We start from the raw sequence: 19,559 nt of genomic DNA on the forward strand, positions 1-19,559 counted from the left end.
TTGCTATTTGTTTGCTAGCCAATTCGTCGACTTCTTACCAAATATAAATACAAACCAGTAAAGCCTAAGATTAATGGGCTTAAACCAATCACGCACCAGATAATTTTAGACGTGAGTCCGCCAAAATAACCAAAGTGTAGTTTCCTAAAACTATCTACAATGACGTGTAATGCTGGATTTGAACGTACATCGCCCACATGAAGCAACTTGCCGTTTTGCGGATCGTAAGTCAGTGTACTTGCATATTCACTATGCAAAGGATTTGCGCTATCCACTTGGCCATAGAAGGTGATATTTAAGCCAGGTTCGTATGGTAAAACCATGTATGTCGCCTTAAAGTCACTAAGATGCTGAGTTTGATCATCAAGCATACCTTGCAGTGAAAGGTCAGTATTGTGCAGTGGAGCTTCAATCAAATAGTGTTCTTCAAAGGCATGTTCCGTCACTTCGTGAATACTTTCTGCAATGTTCCAGTAGCCACCTGTAAACGCTAATATTAGAATGATTGGCGAACTAATAATGCCAGTAAATTTATGTATATCGCTATACAGAATTCGTTTTGCTTTGCCCCAGCGTAAGGTGAAAAAGTTCTTCCAAAAGTTACGGTATAAAACAACTCCTGAAATGCCTAGAAACAAAAACAAAATGCTAATAACCGCACCCACGATTGCACCCGTTGTGCCTAATAAAAATCGATAATGTAAGTCTAATAACCAGTCGGTGAAATAATGTGAAACATCAACCGGTGCAGCTAAAACCTCACCTGTATATTGGTTTATATACATTTTATGCCATTGATCAGTACCATGTTTAATAACATAAATAGCATCAGCTCGGTGCTGGTTATCAAATAACTCCCAACTTCCAATGGCAAAGTCTGGATGTACGTTTTGCGCTGATTGAATTAGCTCATCTATTGGTAATCGCTGTGCAGACGGCTCTACTTGTACTGTAGATTTTTCTGGCATTAAAAGGTGATCAATCTCTACTTTAAAAACCAACAAACTACCGGTAATTGAAATCACAAACAGTGGAACCATGGCCACAAGTGCAAACCATGAATGCCATTTAAATAGTGTCTTTCTCATTTTAAAACCCTCATGAAAAAAGGCACGACACAGAAAACCATGTCGCGCCCTACTTTATTTTCTTTTATTTAGAAAGACAGACTAACTGTCGCTGAGTAGTTAGCTGGCGCACCGTAATAACCTTGTGCCCAGTACAAGCTGTTTATGTACTTTTCATCGGTTACATTGTTGGCGTTTAATGAAACACTGACTGTGTCATTAATTTCATAGTTGGCCATTAGGTTCACTAACGCATAGGAATCTTGCTCTGTCACAATTACCGAGCCAATAGCATCGCCTGTCGTAGTTACGCCTTGAACACGACTTGTGGCACTTTGATAATTGACGTTTGCGCCAATAGTTAAACCATCAATGGCCTCTAAATCATGAGTAATTGCCAATTTAACAAGCGTCTCTGGTGTGTAGTCTTGTACTTCTTCATCACCTTCGATTTCAAAGTCGGTAAAACCAAAGCTTACTTGAGTGGAGTCGCCAATTTGACCGGCCAGTTCAATTTCATAGCCTGTACTGCTGATCCCATCAGTGCCAATGTGACGCTGCAATTCAGGACCTAAGTCAGCTGTTAAAGGGTCTAGTTTTGCAACGTTGACTTGCTCTACGTCAAAATATGCTGCAGAGGCAATAAGACGACCATCAAACAACTCAGCTTTAGCGCCGATTTCAGCACTTTCACCCGTAATTGGATCTAGAATATTGTTGTTAATGTCCATTTCAGTTTGAGACAAGAAGGTTTCTGTATAACTTACATAAGCCGACACTTCCGGGGTTACTTGATAGACAGCACCCACATATGGAATAAATACGTTGTCACCACGATCTTGAACCACACCGTAACTTGAACCTTCTACGTTCCAGTCATTGAATCGCCCACCAATAATGGTGTGGAAACCTTCCGCTAAGTTGAGTCGAGCCGTAAAGTACGCCGCTTTTTGAGTCGTTTTAATATCAGCGCCTGTTTTACCATCTAAAAATGTTGGTTTAGGCGTGTTGCCGTCCCAAGTCGGTAGCGCTGGCATCACAGGGAAACCGTATGGCGTTGAGTAGTCGTATAAAGACAGGTCTGAATAGTCCATGTTTGCATAGCTCAAACCAAATACAACTTGGTGTTGTAGGCCAAATGCATCAAAGTGACCAGTTGTATATACATCTAACAAGTCATGTTCATCGTCATGATCATATTCACTTGCGTAACCTAGCAGGCCAAGCTCAGTGGTGCTGTCAGGAGATCCGTATACATAAAAAAGCTGTGAGTCTTCATCAGTCTTCTTTCTTGAGTAAGTGGCACGCACATCCCAGTCCTCATTAATGAAATGAGTCAGCTCTGCCACAGTATTGCTTTTTTTAACGTCCCACATTGACCAATCTGCTGACGTATTTGTACCTACATCATAATTAGTTGCAGTACCGTCAGTGTAAAATAGCGGGTTTGCACCCCAGGTATTGCCTGTTGCGTCATTGTCATTAATTACGTGACTTAAAGATAACTGAGTATCGTCAGATACTTTGATATCAACAAAACCATAAACTACGGTTTTATCTTGGCTGTAGCGATCTAAATACGAGTCATTTTTTTGCTTTACAGCGACAAACCTAACGCCAACATCTTTTGTTACTGCCGTGGAATAATCCGCTTCTATTCTAGATTTACCCCAAGAGCCTGCCGTTAGATCTAAATCAAATTCTGTAGTTTTTGTTGGACGTTTTCTAATAAAGTTAACGGTTGCTGATGGATTACCAACACCTGTCATTAATCCATTCGCACCGCGAATAACTTCAACACGGTCATAAATAGCAGTATCTTCATCGGCGTGGTTATTACCTGAAATCAGCGGTAAACCAATACCATCGATTTGGAAGTTTGTAATATCAAAGCCACGTGCCGTGTAATAAGTTCGGTCGGTTTCGATTCGCTCCACGCGCACGCCAGTGGCTGTATCTAGGGCAGCATTAATGTCATTAAGTTGGAAATCTTTTATTTGCGCTGAACTAATTACCGATACTGATTGTGGTATTTCTACCATTTTCAAGTTCAGTCTTGATGCACCGTTTACATCTTCTTCGCCGTAACCTTCAATGTAACTACCAGTGATCTGTATGGTTTCTATTTGTCCCGAAGCTGAATTTTTTTCAACGGCTTTGTTTTCTTGTGAATCAGCGCCCACCTGTGAGCCAGCTTGATTAGACTTGATAGGGTTACTTGAACTGTTGTTGAATGCCTGTGCAGTGCCAGACATTGCTAAAATCGTCGCAGCAAATACCGCACTGATTTTAAACGTACGCATTGGATTTCCTTTTAAATTAGTTAATTAAATGCCAAAAGCTTCGGCTTATCCGAGAAGGTGCAAAAGCATAAACAAGTTTAACCCTCTTGTAAATGCAAATGATAACAATTCTCATTAAGATTAATAATTTTAGATCCAATCACGCAAAATCACCGTAAGTTGCTACAGTAAGGTATTAAGTAATCAAGGAGATTTTATGAGCGACTTACAAAAAGTATTATACACAGCCCACACTCACACTACTGGCGGACGCGATGGTGGCACTGCAAAGTCAGATGATGGAAAATTGGATGTGTCGTTAAGCGCCCCAAGAGCCTTAGGCGGAAATGACGGCGATGGTACGAATCCAGAGCAGCTTTTCGCGGCAGGTTATTCAGCTTGCTTTATTGGCGCTCTAAAAGCCGTAGCAGCTGGCGACAAACAATCGCTACCTGAAGATACTTTTATTAATGCCAGTGTTTCTATAGGACCAATTGAACATGGTTTTGGTATTGAAGCTGAGTTGAATGTGTCTCTTGGTGACATGGACAAAGATGACGCCAAAGCGTTAGTAGAAAAAGCGCACCAGGTTTGCCCATATTCAAATGCAACCCGCGGCAATGTTAACGTAACGATTAACGTTTTATAATAATCAGCCTGCCTGATTTGAATTTTGAATTTTGAATTTTGAATTTTGAATTTTGAATTTTGAGAAAGTAAAACGCCCTTATTAAAAGGGCGTTTTTTTATTGTCTAAATATCTCGCTAGAGCCTATTTTTCTGGTTCAGGATCCGACGGCAACGCACCATCTTTAATGCTACCCGCAGCCTTTGCTGCTTCTAGCTTTTTCTCTGATGCCACTTTTGCTGGATTGAGAATCAAACTAACAATTTTCCAACCAGCTTTTGGCTCTGTCTTTTTGTCAGACTTAAATACACCGACTTTTTTGCCACTAATACTTATCAACGGAATTAGCTCTCGGTCATATTTATTGAGATAGTCTTGGAAGGTAAAGTCTTCACTAATATTAGTGGTTTTGATGACTGCACCTTTTTTCATTGCGCTAGCTAAATAACCATAAGTTACGCTCTCACCAAACAGCGTTAACTTCTTCGCAAAACCTTGTGATATTTGATGACTTTCCATGCTGGCGTTATCACTTGTGGCCAAACCTAATATCGTTGCTTCATGTCCAAACTCATGCTCAAAGTGTGTCATTACCATAGGGTTTAACTGTCGGTAAGGCGAAAGAACTAACAAGTTACCAATACCCGTTAAATCTAAACGACGTGATGCATGATCTGAAATTGGATTGCCAAAATAAGTTCGCACACTCTCCATTCGAGCTTTTTTAATTGCGTCCCAGTTAGGATCCGCAATGGTCGATGAAATGTTGTTATTGTTTAATTCTTTAGCCAGTGCTCTTGTGAAATCACTTGCACCAAATAATAAGAAGCCATTTGGCTCCGGCTCTCTAAGATCTAGATATTCGGCTACTTTAGTCGACGTTAAGCTTTGCAACACAACGGTGGTGATAATCACCAAAAATACCACAGGTACTAACACACTCGCTTGTTCATAACCTTGCTCTTCTAGCTTTAGTGAAAACAACGCTGAAACCGCAGCAGCAACAATGCCTCGCGGTGCAATCCAGCTCAGTAACGCAAGTTCTTTGAATGATAAACCGGTGCCAAAAGAAGAAAGGAAAACACCTAACGGTCGAGCGATAAATATAATGCCGACAATAACCACAATCGCACCAAAACCTACGGCTTGAATTTCCGCAAAATCAATTCGACTTGCCAGTAATATAAACAGTCCAGAAATCAGTAATACGCTTAGCGTTTCTTTGAATTCTAAAATATCGTCTACGTTTACGTTTTTCATGTTGGCTAAAATCATGCCTGCCACGGTAACCGTAAGCAATCCAGATTCATGTGCCGCCGCGTTTGATAACGCAAATACACCCAATACAATGGTTAATACCGCTGTATTTTGTAAATAATGAGGGAACCAATTGCCACGTATTGCGCGACCTAAGAAATAACCAACCGCTGCACCAAAGCCCAAACCCGACAAGACCGTTTGACCAAAAGCCCAAAGTGTATGGGTAAAAGCGTCTTGTTGTGTCATTAAGAATTCAAACACTAGTACCGCAAATAAAGCGCCAATAGGATCGATAACAATGCCTTCCCAGCGAAGAATATTTGCTACGTTACCTTTTGGTCTGACCGTTCTTAACATAGGCACGATAACTGTAGGGCCAGTTACAGTAACAATCGCAGCAAAAAGCGCTGCTAAGCCTAGTGATATATCTAAACCAATATAAGCTAATGGCGTTACAACAAGCCAGGTGACTAATACACCTACGCTACAGAGATTTCTCACCATGGCGCCATGACCGCCAATATCAGCTATTTTAAGCGTTAAAGCACCTTCAAATAGAATAATAGCAACCGAGAGCGACACCACTGGAAATAGTAAATCGCCAAATAAGTCGTCTGCATTAATGACACCCGTAACTGGGCCTACAAATATTCCCGCCACCAGCAAAAACAAAATAGCAGGGAGTTTTACTTTGTGAGCTGTAAACTGACAAGCAATTGAAATTATTCCAACTAGCGCCAGCGCTAGAGTTAAATCTGACATATTAATTCCGGTCCATGAGGATTGTTACCCTCGACAATAACGAACTGTTGATTGTAGAGCAATAATAAAAGAATAGGTAAAAACTAACGAAGTTTCATTCAATTAGGATCAAAAAGATAACGGCTGGCTAGCAGATACAAAAAAGCCTAACGTAATTAGTTAGGCTTTTGCTTTAAACACACTATTTTAGATTAATAAGGCAAAGGAATTTGCTGATCATTAACTAAAAGTTGCAAGTCTTTCAGGCTAATTTTTGATTCGAACTGACTTTCAAGTTCTACAATCATGCCTTGTTGAATAAGAGTATTTAATAACGTACCTGACTGAGCCGTCGCAATCTCTTGAATTTGCTCTTCTGGCATACCTTGAGCTTGTGGGTTTTTACGTATTTGCGACGCAATCATCATTTCTGCAAAGTAACTCGCCAATGGCTTGTCTACCAAAAATTTACCATCTGCCTCAGTATGCGTTAACCAAAATTTAGGATCTGCAATCATTTCAGGCATAGCTTCAATATTTACTAATTCTGAGTTTAAGTTACCCGTGAAACTACCTTGCGTTAGCGTACCGTTAAACTTAGTTAAGTTCATGTGAGGGTTCGCTTTAACCAAAGCTAAAACGTGCGTGTTCATAAACTCACTTTGTATGCGGTCGACTTCAGATAGCTCTGCATCTGCTTCAGCAAGCTGATTTAAGAACTTTTCATATTCATTTAAAAAGTTATTGTCGATATTGGTAAATTCAAATTCAATATCAAAGTCTTTACCTTCGACTTCGCCGTCAGTGAACGACTCTAGTTCGTAACCTACAAGCATAGTTGCCAGTTCTTTTTCACTGTCTAGTTTAGTATCTGTGCTAATGCCAATGCCTTTAAACTCAACACTGTCAGTCTCGCCAACTTTCGTAAAGTTAACGCTATTTAAAACAATTTTTGCATTTGAGTTATACAAACCCATTGAAAATAGTTGCTCTAAAGGAACTTCACCCGCAAAGTCCATTTTAAGTTCGCCAAGTTTAAGCTCACCATTGGTCATATTGAATAAGGTATTTCCGCCCATTCCTTTATAAACCATATTGTTACTAGACACTTCACCCGTGCCTTGGTAACCATCATAGGTAATTTTTATTGGTTGCTCACAGTCAGTACAATCAAAAACAAGCGGCGCTATATTGTCTTGAAATGCGTGAGAACCAAACAATGTCATGTGGTTTTGTAAGGTATAAAAGGCTTGATTGTTTTCAGTAACAACATGATCAGAAATAGACTTACCGTCTACGCTTGCCGTTAATGACAACCAACCTAAAGTAGCAATGTCGTTAAATAAAAGTGGGCCGTGTTGAGCACTTAAATCGATAACGGTATGAATTGACTCTAACGCATCTTGATCATCAGCGGCTGTATTAACCGACGACGTTTCTAAATCTAACGTTAAGCTCACTTTAGCTGAAGTAGAAAACCACGATGATTCAAAATCCGTAAGTTCTGCGTTATAGCCAGCGGTTTCGTTAAGCTTTTCAACTTGTGCTTTTAATGTTGACTCAAGCTGAGAACCAACAACTTTTGGGCCAATTACTGCAGCACCAATCACGGCTACTGCAACAACAGACAAACCTTTTTTAAGGTTGCTCATAATACTTCCTTGTGAAGTTGTTATTATTTAAGAGTCCCGATTATGCCAATAAAAACATCAAAATGGGGAATTATTTTTTGCTGTCAGCGTCACATAAGCAGAGTATAAGATCGGTTAGTCATCAACAAAAAATCCTAAAATACTCAAATGTACTAGCTCTTGAGTATTTCAAATCTAAGAGTTACTAGTACTTTGCTTAGCCTTATTTAAACCTAATCAAGGATATTAAATAGACGGCCTAGTAAGCTTTTTTCTTTTAATATTATTTTCGCATTGCCACTATAAAATTTAGCGGGTTTGATTAATTTACCGTATGTGGTTTTTAACTGTTGAGGAAGAAGTATTTTAACTAGATATTCATCATTATCTGGATCCATTGAAATACTGCTAACATACCCAATTAGCTGACCAAACTCATTTGCAGGAAAATAGTCTAGTTCAATATAAACTTTTTGCCCTTTTTCGACCTTACCTAGACCTCTATCTAATTTTTGGATTTTTCCTACTAAAGTATGCTTCAAAGGGGATATAGAAAATACTTCTTCGCCTTTTTCTAGATACTGATTCGTGCTTAGAGTTTGGGAAAAGGAAACTATACCTGTTACAGGCGTCTTTATTATATTTGAACTTTCCCACTCGCTGATGAGGCTCAATAAAGACATCCGCAATATTTCTATTTCGTTAGTTAAAAATGCACTCTTATCTTGTTGTTGCCTTTCCTTATCTCTGAGCTTTTGGCTTAATTCTTTTTGTAAAATATAGCTTTCTTTACTTGCGATAGTTACTTTTTCAATACTTGACTGAAGCTCTAACATACCTTGCTTAATTGGGAGTCGAACATCTGCAGGAACACTTTCACGTTCTATTAATAAATTGAATTTAGACACTTGGAATATATGCTCTTCAATCATTCTATCTAGCGTTTTTTGATACTCGGTGTGGGACGTAACCTGCGCATCAATTAAGTTATTGCTTTTTTCACCTATAAAGGAAGAGCTTTCACGGTTTACATATGTTTGAAAGTCAAAAACCCGTCTTTGTAGTTGATTATAAGACTCTTGTAGTCCACCTAAATTAAGAGCTTCTAACTTGAGTTCAGCTATATCTAACGTTTGTAAATCATTCTTCAGTTTCTTTATTATTTCATAGTCTGTATTACTGTCTAAGATGATTAGGTTTTGACTTTTCTCTACCCTTTCACCAGCTTTTACTTCTAACCCCTTAATACGTGCACTGCGCGTTGCTTCGAGCTTGACAGGTGAGGCATCTGAAACAATGGTGATTTTGCTACTAACTGTATCAGGGTATTCAATAAAAGCAGATAAAGACAGTAATGTTAAAAATACAAAAAGAAGCAGACCTATACCCGCTCTAATTATCCAAGATGGCTGTCTTCCAACTATTTCGGATACTATATGATCTTCATAGTTAAACTTAGACGTCATTGTTACTCTCCAAGCTCCAATTGATTTTTAACCAAGTTATAGTAGTAACCTTTATTATTCGACAATGTCTCATGATTCCCTACTTCTACGATTTCTCCTTTGTCTAAAACAACAATTTGGTCTGCATTTTTTACAGTACTTAACCTGTGCGCAATAATAACAACAGTCCGGCCACTGAAAAATTGTTTAAGGTTATCTTGAATTATTCTCTCATTGTTTGCATCAAGAGCTGAAGTTGCTTCGTCAAAAAATATGAAATCAGGGCTTTTATAAACAGCCCTTGCAATCAATATTCGCTGCTTTTGACCGCCACTTAACGAAATCCCTTCATCACCTAATTTTGTATAGTAGCCCTTAGGTAAACGTTCTATTTCTTTATGTATATTTGCGGTTTTAGCCGATCTTATAGCTTTCTGGTAATCAGGTTTTTCGTCACTCAATGCTATGTTTTGTATGATGGTATCATTAAAAATAAAACCATCTTGCATCACTACGCCACACTGACTTCTCCAAGAGTCTGGGCAGATTGAATTTATATCTGTATTTCCAATTAATATTCGTCCCTCTTTTACCAAAAAAAACTTTAATAATATTTTTAACAATGTCGATTTTCCACTTCCACTAGCTCCCACGACCGCAGTAGTTTTATTTCTAGGAAGAGTTATATTTACAGAGCACAACGTATTTGCTTCATCATGTATTGAGTATTTAAATGACAAGTTTTGTATAGAAATGTCACCAAGAGGTATATTGGTTGATAGCTCAACACCAGCCTCGGCTTTTTCGTTTGGTAGCTTTTGTACTTCAGTTAACCGTTCAATACTAATTTTAGCGTCTTGAATCATACGTATAAAATTTAATAATTGTTCGATTGGAGCATTTAGTTGCCCTAACATATAGGTTATTGCCATCATCATACCAAGCGTCAAACTTCCTTGAATAACTTGGTAAGCAGCTAAAAACGTAATGATTATATTTTTACCTTCATTGAAGAATAAACTACCAGCTTGCTGATACTGCTCTACCGCTAAAGACTTTAAATTATATTTAAATAACTTCGATTGAATTCTTTGCCAGTTCCAGATTTGGCTAGTTTCGCATGTATTTAATTTTATCTCTGGCATACCACTAACCAATTGAAGTAGGGCATTTTGGTTCTTGCTCATTTGTGAAAACTTTTTGTGATCTAAGACTTTCCGCTTGTTTAAGAATAGAGTAATCCAAATAATTGAACAGATGCTGCCGATTACAAAAATCATAAATATTTGTAGGCTGTAAAAGGCCATAATAGAACCAAATGCAATAAGATTTAATAATGAGAAAAATACACTTAAAGAGTGCTCTGTCAAAAAGTCCTCTATTTTTTTATGATCATTTACCCTTTGTAAAATGTCACCCGTATTTCTATTTTCGAAAAATGAAATTGGTAATTGAATCAATTTTAATAAATATTCGGATAAAACGGATATATTTATTCGAGCACCTAAATGTACTAAAACCCAACCTTTGAGAAACTCATTTGCAGTGCGGCTAAAAAATAAAACTAACTGAGCAATGAGAATAATAGATAAAAAACTTAGATCTTGATTCCCTATACCATGATCAACAAGCGCCTGAGTTAAAAAAGGAAAAACTAGATTTAATAGCATGCCTAATGTAGCGGCGAAAAATAGTTGTACCATGTAGCTTTTAAATTTCATTAAATGTGAAAAAAGGTGTTTAATACCTTCGTAATTTGAAGCTGCATCTTCCTTATTTTTGTGAAACTCTGGTGTCGGTTCTAATAATAAAGCTACGCCACTTCTCTCGCCATTATTCCAAAAATTTAAGAACTCACTGTGACTCAACCTAAGCTTTTGCCCCTTAGGGTCTGCAATATATATGTGTTTTTTATTGGTTTTATAAATGACAACAAAATGCCCTCCTTTCCAATGTACAATACACGGTAGTGGGGCTTCGTCGATTAGCATATCTAGAGTAAGCATTAATGGCTGCGCCAAAAAGTTAAGCTCTTGTGATGACTTGCAAATAGCATACAGAGTAACCCCCTGCTGGCCTTTACTACACAATTCCCTCAAACGTGTTATGGAAATGTTTTTGCCATAAAACTTACAGATCATTTGCAGGCAAGTGGGACCGCAATCCATAATATCAAGCTGTTGAATCAAAGGAAAATTTCTCACTACTACCTCAAAAAACGCAATTAAAATCCGTAAAACCAACCCAGCTTGGAAAAAGTTTACACAATACTTTGTACTTCTAAATTAAAAAAAAGCTATTTCATTAAAAATGAAATAGCTTTTGCCTATTACTAACTATACTGGTTTTGTCCCAAAACAACACATCCAAGAAGATTTATTGTTATAAATAGTATACTCAGAAGTACGGTCTTTTCCTCCAGCTACTTGCTGCTGTTGTTCTTTAGACAGCTTAGTTTTATCATTTGATAAGCTCATTAAAGACTTTTTATTTAATTTAAGTTTGTTTTTCATTTTTATTCCTTAAAATGTGTCGACTTATTAAAGGTATAAACAAGACGCCGACTAGCCGTTGTTTATAACTACTTCCCTATTTTGTAATTTTTTATATTTATAATATTTAAGCAAAAAATCGTAAATACATAACTCTTGCTGTCGACCATTACCTTTGAGCAATCGGTTGGTATGCATATGCAAAAAGCTAGCAACAACCCTTTCAACAGAGCAAGTCATAGAATTTCTTTGGTTTAACAGCGTAATTTCGTGAATCGTATGTGACACAACTTTAGATCTAGCAGCAAATACATCTATAATATCTTGATGTAATTCATCATTAGTCTCTCCTTCTAAAAGTTGGTACAAGGATTCCTTTTCATCTCTATACTTTTTACCCAGCGATAGCCTGGTATTAGTGTCTTCGTTAAACTCTTCACCATACGCTGAACGTAGGTTTCCAAGAATCATTAATATGGATTCAATCGATAGGTTAAAATCTTCTAGGATTTCATTACAGCCTAAAATTGAGACTTTCCACATCAAGTCATCCGGTAAGCCTTTTTCGAGTATCGATAAAACAGCTAAGCTATCGGCAGTAAAAATTCGCTCGGCCAAGACCATGCTTTCTCTACCACCATATCGTTCAGTCTCTCTTGTGTATGAGATCCAATTAACATCACTTATTTTCTTTTCTTTGAATAGCTTTTTTAAAATATGGTTTAACTCTTCAAGAAGAGACGAAGTTAAGTCAACATGTTTTACATTAAGTCTTAATCGTATATGACGTTCAGGGTCAGCAAAACGGAGGAAAAAGAAGTTTTCAAGCTGCCCACTCTCAAACTTTTTATTAATCCAAGGACTTAAGTTATTTACTAAAATTTCTTCAGCGATTAGTTGTCCACAATAGATTTTACAACAAAGCCATTGATCACCATTCATAAACTTTGCTTGATAATCGTTCGTCAAAGTAATGCTAGGGTAATGAACGGTTGTATGCTGATACGCTGGGTTACGCATTGGTAAAATTATTTCATTGACGAATGCTTCACTATCCCGAGTTAGCACAGCCTGACTTTCGTTCTGTAAGTTTTCTTCAAGAGAAATCTTAGATCCGGCGTTCTTTGCTTCTCTATTGACTGAGCTGAGAAGTGCCGAGACTGATAAAATATTATCTAAGTCAATTAACAGCTTCTGATCATAATCTTTAAATATAATAAACTTCGGTAAACTCAATCTTTTTTGAAATGCATGTGACTTCTCAATCGAGAACTCGCTAACTAATGCTTTTAGTTCTTCAATCGGAATGTGCCAAGTTCTAGGGGATAAAATTAAGTTACCCAACCTAATCCTAGGGATATAGGATAAATTTTGAGCTGAATAAGGCAGCTTAAAATGAGGAAGCTCACCATTTTGACTTTGTAAAGATGCAAGAAAAGTATAAATACCTAATGAGTTGTCTCTAGTATTATGTGCACAAGAAAGTCTTGGAATTACTTCCTTGTTATGTTTTGTAGACCACAATACAACCCTGTCATTTTGTACAAACACATGTAAATCTTTTAGAGGGATTTGATTGTCATCTGACACACTTGAATCAGCGAGGAATGGAATTTCAAAGTCTCTCAATTTTGGTCTAGCGATGACATTGCCGATTTTTCCTTCTGGAAAATGAACAATTTCAGCAAGTATCGCAGATGGAAACATACTTTGCTCAAATGATAGTTCAGCTCTTGTTTTTGCTAAAAGGTTATTATCTAAATGGCAAAAGCGCCCAAGAACATTCGCGGCAGATGGGCCTCCTAAGCCTTTTAGTTCAAATGAAAAGTTACCTCCTTCTGCTTTATTTATATTATCGTAAAGAAGTGAACCACTGAGATAAAAAGAAGGTGGTATTTGTTGCTCTTTATCAATAGCTAAAGCTTTTACATCGGATCTAGTAATTGAGATCTCCTCTAAACTCGATGATTGGTAAATTTTTTCCGAAAGAAAATCATCGAATTTTGAATTCGTATACTGATTGTCAATGGAAGAGTGATTAAATGCGATCCCATGTAAAATAGGACTATTTATACTCGAACTCCTCGCAAACCCAATACCACTTTCATCATCTAAAGCCTCTAGCAGCGGTATTGCATGACATTCATACCTTGCAACAAACTTTTCTTTAAAGTCATTTAACATTTGATTTTTGACAAGACTAAGTTTGGCTAAATCACTGACATCATTAAGTAGCTTAGATATTGCCGTTTGCGATATCTGTACACCTGTTGTCTCGTACCACAAATCAGTTTGAATACTTGTATTTTCGTTTATATCTATTGGGAGTTCGGTTAGTAACTTACTTATTTGCTCATAAATAACTTTATCTTGACCTAGGTGTTTATCTAGCTCACCGATGTAACGTTCGCACTGCTTTAAAATAGCGGTCTCTTTTACTAACCCATGTTTTTGACAATAATCTATTACACCGTCGATATTACCTGCATCGGTAAGAGCAAGCGGCATAGAAATCTCTAATACATCCTCCTCTACCAGTTCCCATAAAAACTGTTCTATCTCAGGCTCTATTAACTCAGGATCAAATTCTTTGAGTTTTTCTATAATTTTACAGACTTGAGCTTCATTACTGCATAACTCAAGAACATATTCGATATATTCATTATTATTGATTGAAGCTAAACTATAAAGTTGCGCTGTTGCTCGACTTTGACTCTCAATATATCTCAGCTTATCGTCTAGCTGATAGATAGTAGAGTTTGCTGTCAAATCCATTTTTAAAAAGTTTTGCTTATCGCGCCAGACTTTTTTCTTCAACTGAAAAGGAATTAACATATCCAGACGACTTTTCCGTCTATACGACAATTCTTTTAATGCTAAGCTATTTCTATTAGTAACTTCACCTGTTGCTACTCCTGAAAATGTACCAAATGGAGTACACCTGCTATGCATCCTGATAAAATACTTCGTTAGTGACTGTTCAATTTTTTTCCCTTTTTTACTCTCAGGGTCACTAAGCCAACAATCTAATCGATTCACTAAAGACGGTGACGCTATAAAAAGTGCTTCCTTCACTTCAGGTTCACACAACCACATTTTCAACGTAGCCCTTAAGGTAACTTTATCGCCTTGCCATTTATACAAATTACTAACACTGCTCTTTGGAAAACGAAAGATAAAAAAGTCCGCATTTGTGAATTTCGACATATTATTTAGTAGATTCATTTTTTTCACTAGGATAATAGAATGCATTCATCCCAACCATATGCTGCTGGATGAATAAAAGATAAGATGGCCAAACCAATGCCTGCATAACCAATAAGCAGTCCAGCCCCGTTAAAATGCTCAGAAGTAACTTTATGCTGAGGCATAAGTTCAACTAAATTTTTTTTAATTTCATAACGTTGAAGTAGTTCATCCATCCAGTAGTGAGAAGACTCCAAAAACTCAACGCGACTTGTTTCTTGATAGAGCCGCTTATAAATCAAAGCTATTCCCGAGTAACCATGGCACAAAGAAGTTTCTTCCAAATTTTCAGTAATTTTGTTTCGATTTAGCGTTTTTAAAGCTAGGGTTTCGCCTATTTGAAAAAGTTCTCTATTCTGGATTTCATTGCCTGCTTTAATAAGAAGTAAGGAGGTACTTAAATCTCCATAACACCAGCCAAGTAGACTATTTCGTTCATCGCTACTATGAGAGGGTAAAGAGGAACCAATGACTGAGTCTCGGATTTGAAGTTGGATGTAGTTGGATACTTTGTTAATGAGAGACTTGCACTGCGCTGGAAATATATTGTTTTTGTGTAACTTTATTAATAAACCTAATACTCCAGAAACACCGTGAGCTAGACCTAGATCAACTTGAGGAGCGCTAATATCGGTTCTAAAGAATATAGATTCTCTACTGGTCTCCCAATAAGCAAAATCTTCCGTTATTACAGCTAACCCTTTGAGTAAGTTGAAGACCATTTCACATATTTTTCTACCATTGGTAGTGTGAACGCGCTGCACAGCGTAAACACCGATACCAACAAGTCCATATAATAAGTCATAATCACCTTTCCACTTGGACTGGGAAAGCAAAGCCAATAAACACTCATCAATATCTTCATTATTGTCTTCTAACTTATTTAAACCTATATGATCTAGTAACCACCCTAAACCACTAATTCCGTCTGCCAACGAACTGTTTAGCTCCGCATTACTCGCTTTTTCAAAAGCCCTTGTTATCTGCTCTTCGATTAAACGCTCCAAATCGTAATCAGGGTAAAAACGATTAAAGTTAAAAAAGAATAAGATACTACTTAGGTGGCCACCCACTAATGACAATTTTTCATTTTCAGAAGAAATATTTTTCAATTCACCAACAACATCAAACAACATCTCTTCTAACAAAGAGCTAAACTTTTTTGTTTCTAATGTTTTAGGTCGAAGTTTTGAGGGACTTTGAGCGTTCAAAAATAAATCCTTTATTTACATTGCTTTATAAAAACAAAGTTCCAGATAATCCTTAGGGAACGAATTGACATTAGCTCGCTTTTTATACTATGTCAATCAAAAAAAACAAATTTAAAGGCGCAATATTTTTAACTATTATTAAATTATTAACTTTTTAACAATAACTAAAATAACTAAATAACCGACTATCACTAGTAATATTATCTAGTGAACTTAAAGTTACAGACAAAATTGTATGCTCGGATTACAAACTTAGAAATTGTTTGTATTTTGAACAGGTAATGGAATTTCTAATTCTCTTACTTTACTTCGCCAAAATCACTAAACCACTTCAGAACGGGCTTACATTCCAGTGTAATCAACTGTAAAGTATACGTTTTATCAAAACCGATTTAAGTATAAAAATATTTTTACGTGAATTGACCCTAGTTCGGGATTTCAACCCCTATGGTTTTATTAGTAATAAATACATCGATTCATTGTTGAATTAATTTATTGAGAATTAGGGAAGTTCTATGGCCAACTCGGGTGAAGTAAATAAGGTTTTTTATATTTACGGTGATAACGCAAATAGCGTATTAGATAGATTTTTAAGGCGAGATGACAACCGCTTTTACAAAGCTCCTATTAAAGAAAGCGAAGACACTTACAACTTTCTAGTAGTTGATGTTGACCAAGCTGTGAGTGACGGTTTGGTTAACTGGATAAAAGAGATCCCAGAAGCTTTTAGCCCAATTGTTTTTTTGGTTAACGGCAGTGCCCACAATGCCGGTATTGCGCACACCTACTCTATCCTATCTAAAAAATTCGGTGAGAATTCGATTTTTGAAATTCAAAACCACGAGCATCTTCATAGTATTTTAGGTGCTTTGTCTGAACTAGAAAATGGCTTTTCTGTAATGACCGTTGATATTTGTGATTTCTTAGCATTTTTAGATAAAGGTCAACATTATTGGAGCGATTTAATATCAGCTAATTCGACACAAGAATTAGCTTCAGTGTCAAAGGAAAGGTTAGAAGTTGTTAAAGAGAAAGCGGATAAACTTGGTCTAAATCTAACTGGCATCTTTGGATGTATAAGAAAAGAATTGGCTAATTACACGTTAGAAGACTACCAAGCTATTACGAACGCTGTTATGGACAGTGAAGTGTTTGAAACATTCTCAAGCGAATTAGTCATCCACACAAACTTAAGTGAAAAAATGTTTAGTGACGACATAGATAAAACAGAATTTCATATGCTTTTTATACTTTCAGAAAAGCAACCACTCTAAAACTTAAATTTTATAAATAAAAAGGACAACCTATGAATAGCGTATTTTTTAAACCTTGGGTAGGAAAACAGTATGGACAAGTTAATTCAATTTTTAGAAAAAAGATTTTAATTCTCGGTGATTCGCACTATACAGATGAATTAGAAGTGCCAGAGCTAATAAATGATCAGCCATCAAGCGACTTTACAACAGCTGTTATAAACGATTATTTAAATGAAGAAATCAAAGGTAATTGGAAGTCTACTTTTACTAAGTTTATGAACAGCTTTGTTCAAGGAACGGTACATGAAAATAGTGCTCAAGAGGAATTATGGAACTCAGTTGCATTCTACAATTACTTACAAATCCCAGCGGGTTCAGAGCCTAGACTAACGCAACATTATGACTACTCAAAAGAAAAGGATCGAGATGCGTTTTTGGAAGTTCTTAGCGAGCTAAAGCCTGACGTAATCATAAGTTGGGGCAGTAAGGCTTGGGATGCAATACCCGAAGACTTTGGGTTTGGGAAATATGTACCTAATAAAGAGTTTAGTGACTTTTTCTATACTTACCCGTTTAAGGATGTAAAGTTGCAAGTTCTTGGGATTAACCATCCATCAAGTGCCTATAAGTCATCTTATTGGGCAGATGTCTTTAAAGTAGCTCAAATAAACAACTAGATTTAAGTGCACCTTGGCTGATTCTGAGAGTTGCTCTTGATAATAATGGTTTAGCTAATTGCAGTCGTTACGTCTTTTTAATTGGCGTAACGATCATCTATCAATGTTTTAGCCGTCATAAGTTCTATTCAATTGTTTCAATCTGGTAGTTGAACAGGCTTTTGAATGATGTGGCTTTTGAACCACGGCTCATATTATAAAACCGTGACCAGAAACAGTTGACCACGACAGATCCATTATTTTAATAATGGTAAGTCTATAATTTGGAGTTCAATCTTAGGCAGTCAATATAATGGTTCAATTTCAAGCTCAAGTATTTGTTTTTCTATTGTCGACCTTAGGTTTTTAAACTGTTGTAATTGTTTACCTGTGTTTAAAATATCAAACTGACTTTCAATTAATGCTTTGTTAGCGGCAATAGCAATATCAATAACGTACTTTTGATAAGATAGTGCTCCACCTCTAACTTGATACTCTCTAAGTGCCAAATACAAGACTCTTAATCTCGAAGAAATACCATCAAAGTTAGCACAAGCTTGCTTAGTGGCAGGAGGTAGCTCTTTAATACCATAAGACCTTAATTCTTCTGCAAACTTGCGAGCAGCTACCTGAGCTTCTTTGATTATGCAAACTTGATAAATCGAATAATAGTTTTCATTTACTCCTGCTAAACATTTCCTATTAATTAACTCTCCGACCTCAGTTAAATTGTGATCTAGTGTTAATCGAATATCAGGTAAAGTCATCGCATCTAAATTTTGTTTAGCGATCATCTTCTGAATGTTATTGTTTTCTTCAGCCTCTTTGATGACAGCCGTTAGTTCATCTCTTTGCAAGTTTGTTGAGTGAACTAAGAACCAAATTGTAATTAAGGTCAATATTGGATTTAACGTACCCCCAAAATAGTCACCAAAAGCAGCAAAGTCATTTGTATTTCCAATTGAAAAGTCATGAAAAAAATATAGGTATACAGAACCAACAATAGTTGTAGTAAATACTGCGGCTAGAAAAACCGTAGAGGTAGTTTTAAAACGAAAGTTTTGTTTGAAAATATCCATTTTTCGAGCCAGTCCCTTTGTTATATCTAGCTTTCTAATAATTAGAATAAAATATTTTTACTTATTTATCGACTTGTTTATTTAGCAAGACAATATAGGTTACGTATTGATGTTATTGAATAGAAAAGACGATAACTTATCGATTGAAGAAACTCTTCGACTAAAACTTTAACATTATGTAATGTGAAGTAGCTCATATCTGATCTTTCAGCTTCGATGAGTAAGTTTGAGTTTCATCTGACAGGCAGCTATGAGCGAACGAGGGACTCCGGTAGCCTGACTTTTTCTACACCATATCCATTAAAAGCACTTTAGCTTTGATTGTAAAAAGCCCCAAAAATAGAAATAACTGTTAGTAATATCAACGATATATTCTTTTTAGTTAAAGTTTGTTCTGATGCTCCTTATAGTTATAACGCCTGAAACCGAGTCTGCGATTATACAAACTGAAGCTCGTATGAAAATCCGACAAAACCCATAGATTCCATTGTTACCACTTGATATCTATATCATTTTATTTATTATTCCTCGTCAAATTCTGAATGAAAAGCAATAAATATCTATT

Annotated in this window: 13 protein-coding genes; 3 read left to right on the forward strand and 10 right to left on the reverse strand. The window is 36.6% G+C overall.

Features of this window, described 5'->3' with window-relative positions:
• Positions 1-14: 14 nt before the first annotated feature.
• Positions 15-1,088, reverse strand: coding sequence for a PepSY-associated TM helix domain-containing protein (locus ABD009_RS12580; RefSeq protein WP_343825927.1), 1,074 nt, complete (start codon positions 1,086-1,088; stop codon positions 15-17).
• 68 nt (positions 1,089-1,156) lie between these two features.
• Positions 1,157-3,370, reverse strand: coding sequence for a TonB-dependent siderophore receptor (locus ABD009_RS12585; protein ID WP_343825929.1), 2,214 nt, complete (start codon positions 3,368-3,370; stop codon positions 1,157-1,159).
• Positions 3,371-3,566: 196 nt separating this feature from the next.
• Here ABD009_RS12585 and ABD009_RS12590 point away from each other — a divergent pair, with 196 nt between their 5' ends.
• A complete protein-coding gene (locus tag ABD009_RS12590) occupies positions 3,567-3,998 on the forward strand; it encodes an organic hydroperoxide resistance protein (RefSeq protein WP_155697052.1) in 432 nt (143 codons plus the stop codon).
• Between the two features lie 123 nt (positions 3,999-4,121).
• On the opposite strand, the gene ABD009_RS12595 is transcribed toward ABD009_RS12590, so the two are convergent.
• The 7 genes from ABD009_RS12595 to ABD009_RS12625 all read right to left on the reverse strand — a co-directional run bounded on the left by ABD009_RS12595 (position 4,122) and on the right by ABD009_RS12625 (position 16,003).
• Positions 4,122-5,999, reverse strand: a complete 1,878-nt coding sequence (locus ABD009_RS12595) for a cation:proton antiporter (protein ID WP_343825932.1) — start codon at positions 5,997-5,999, stop codon at positions 4,122-4,124.
• A 191-nt stretch (positions 6,000-6,190) separates the two neighbouring features.
• Positions 6,191-7,630, reverse strand: a complete 1,440-nt coding sequence (locus tag ABD009_RS12600) for a YdgA family protein (protein ID WP_343825934.1) — start codon at positions 7,628-7,630, stop codon at positions 6,191-6,193.
• Positions 7,631-7,842: 212 nt separating this feature from the next.
• Positions 7,843-9,075, reverse strand: a complete 1,233-nt coding sequence (locus ABD009_RS12605; protein ID WP_343825936.1) for an HlyD family secretion protein — start codon at positions 9,073-9,075, stop codon at positions 7,843-7,845.
• Positions 9,076-9,077: 2 nt separating this feature from the next.
• Positions 9,078-11,258 carry a peptidase domain-containing ABC transporter gene (locus ABD009_RS12610; protein WP_343825938.1) on the reverse strand — a complete coding sequence of 727 codons (2,181 nt, stop codon included), beginning with the start codon at positions 11,256-11,258 and terminating at the stop codon, positions 9,078-9,080.
• A 132-nt stretch (positions 11,259-11,390) separates the two neighbouring features.
• Complete coding sequence (locus ABD009_RS12615) at positions 11,391-11,567, reverse strand: hypothetical protein (protein WP_343825940.1); 177 nt, start codon at positions 11,565-11,567, stop codon at positions 11,391-11,393.
• Between the two features lie 51 nt (positions 11,568-11,618).
• Positions 11,619-14,798, reverse strand: a complete 3,180-nt coding sequence (locus tag ABD009_RS12620) for a lantibiotic dehydratase (protein WP_343825942.1) — start codon at positions 14,796-14,798, stop codon at positions 11,619-11,621.
• Positions 14,780-16,003, reverse strand: coding sequence for a lanthionine synthetase C family protein (locus ABD009_RS12625; RefSeq protein WP_343825944.1), 1,224 nt, complete (start codon positions 16,001-16,003; stop codon positions 14,780-14,782). Before ABD009_RS12625 ends, ABD009_RS12620 begins: the two co-directional genes overlap by 19 nt.
• 515 nt (positions 16,004-16,518) lie before the next feature.
• On the opposite strand from ABD009_RS12625, the gene ABD009_RS12630 reads away from it, so the two are divergent.
• Together ABD009_RS12630 and ABD009_RS12635 are read left to right on the forward strand one after the other, a co-directional pair.
• Complete coding sequence (locus ABD009_RS12630; RefSeq protein WP_343825946.1) at positions 16,519-17,277, forward strand: hypothetical protein; 759 nt, start codon at positions 16,519-16,521, stop codon at positions 17,275-17,277.
• 32 nt (positions 17,278-17,309) lie between these two features.
• The gene (locus ABD009_RS12635; protein WP_343825948.1) at positions 17,310-17,936 is read left to right on the forward strand and encodes a hypothetical protein; all 627 of its coding nucleotides are present in this window, start codon (positions 17,310-17,312) and stop codon (positions 17,934-17,936) included.
• 284 nt (positions 17,937-18,220) lie between these two features.
• Here the strand turns inward: ABD009_RS12635 and ABD009_RS12640 are convergent, their stop codons facing one another.
• Complete coding sequence (locus ABD009_RS12640; RefSeq protein ID WP_343825951.1) at positions 18,221-18,994, reverse strand: hypothetical protein; 774 nt, start codon at positions 18,992-18,994, stop codon at positions 18,221-18,223.
• Between the last annotated feature and the right edge of the window lie 565 nt (positions 18,995-19,559).

This window comes from Psychrosphaera haliotis, from assembly GCF_039523615.1.
In the GTDB taxonomy this organism is placed as follows: domain Bacteria; phylum Pseudomonadota; class Gammaproteobacteria; order Enterobacterales; family Alteromonadaceae; genus Psychrosphaera; species Psychrosphaera haliotis.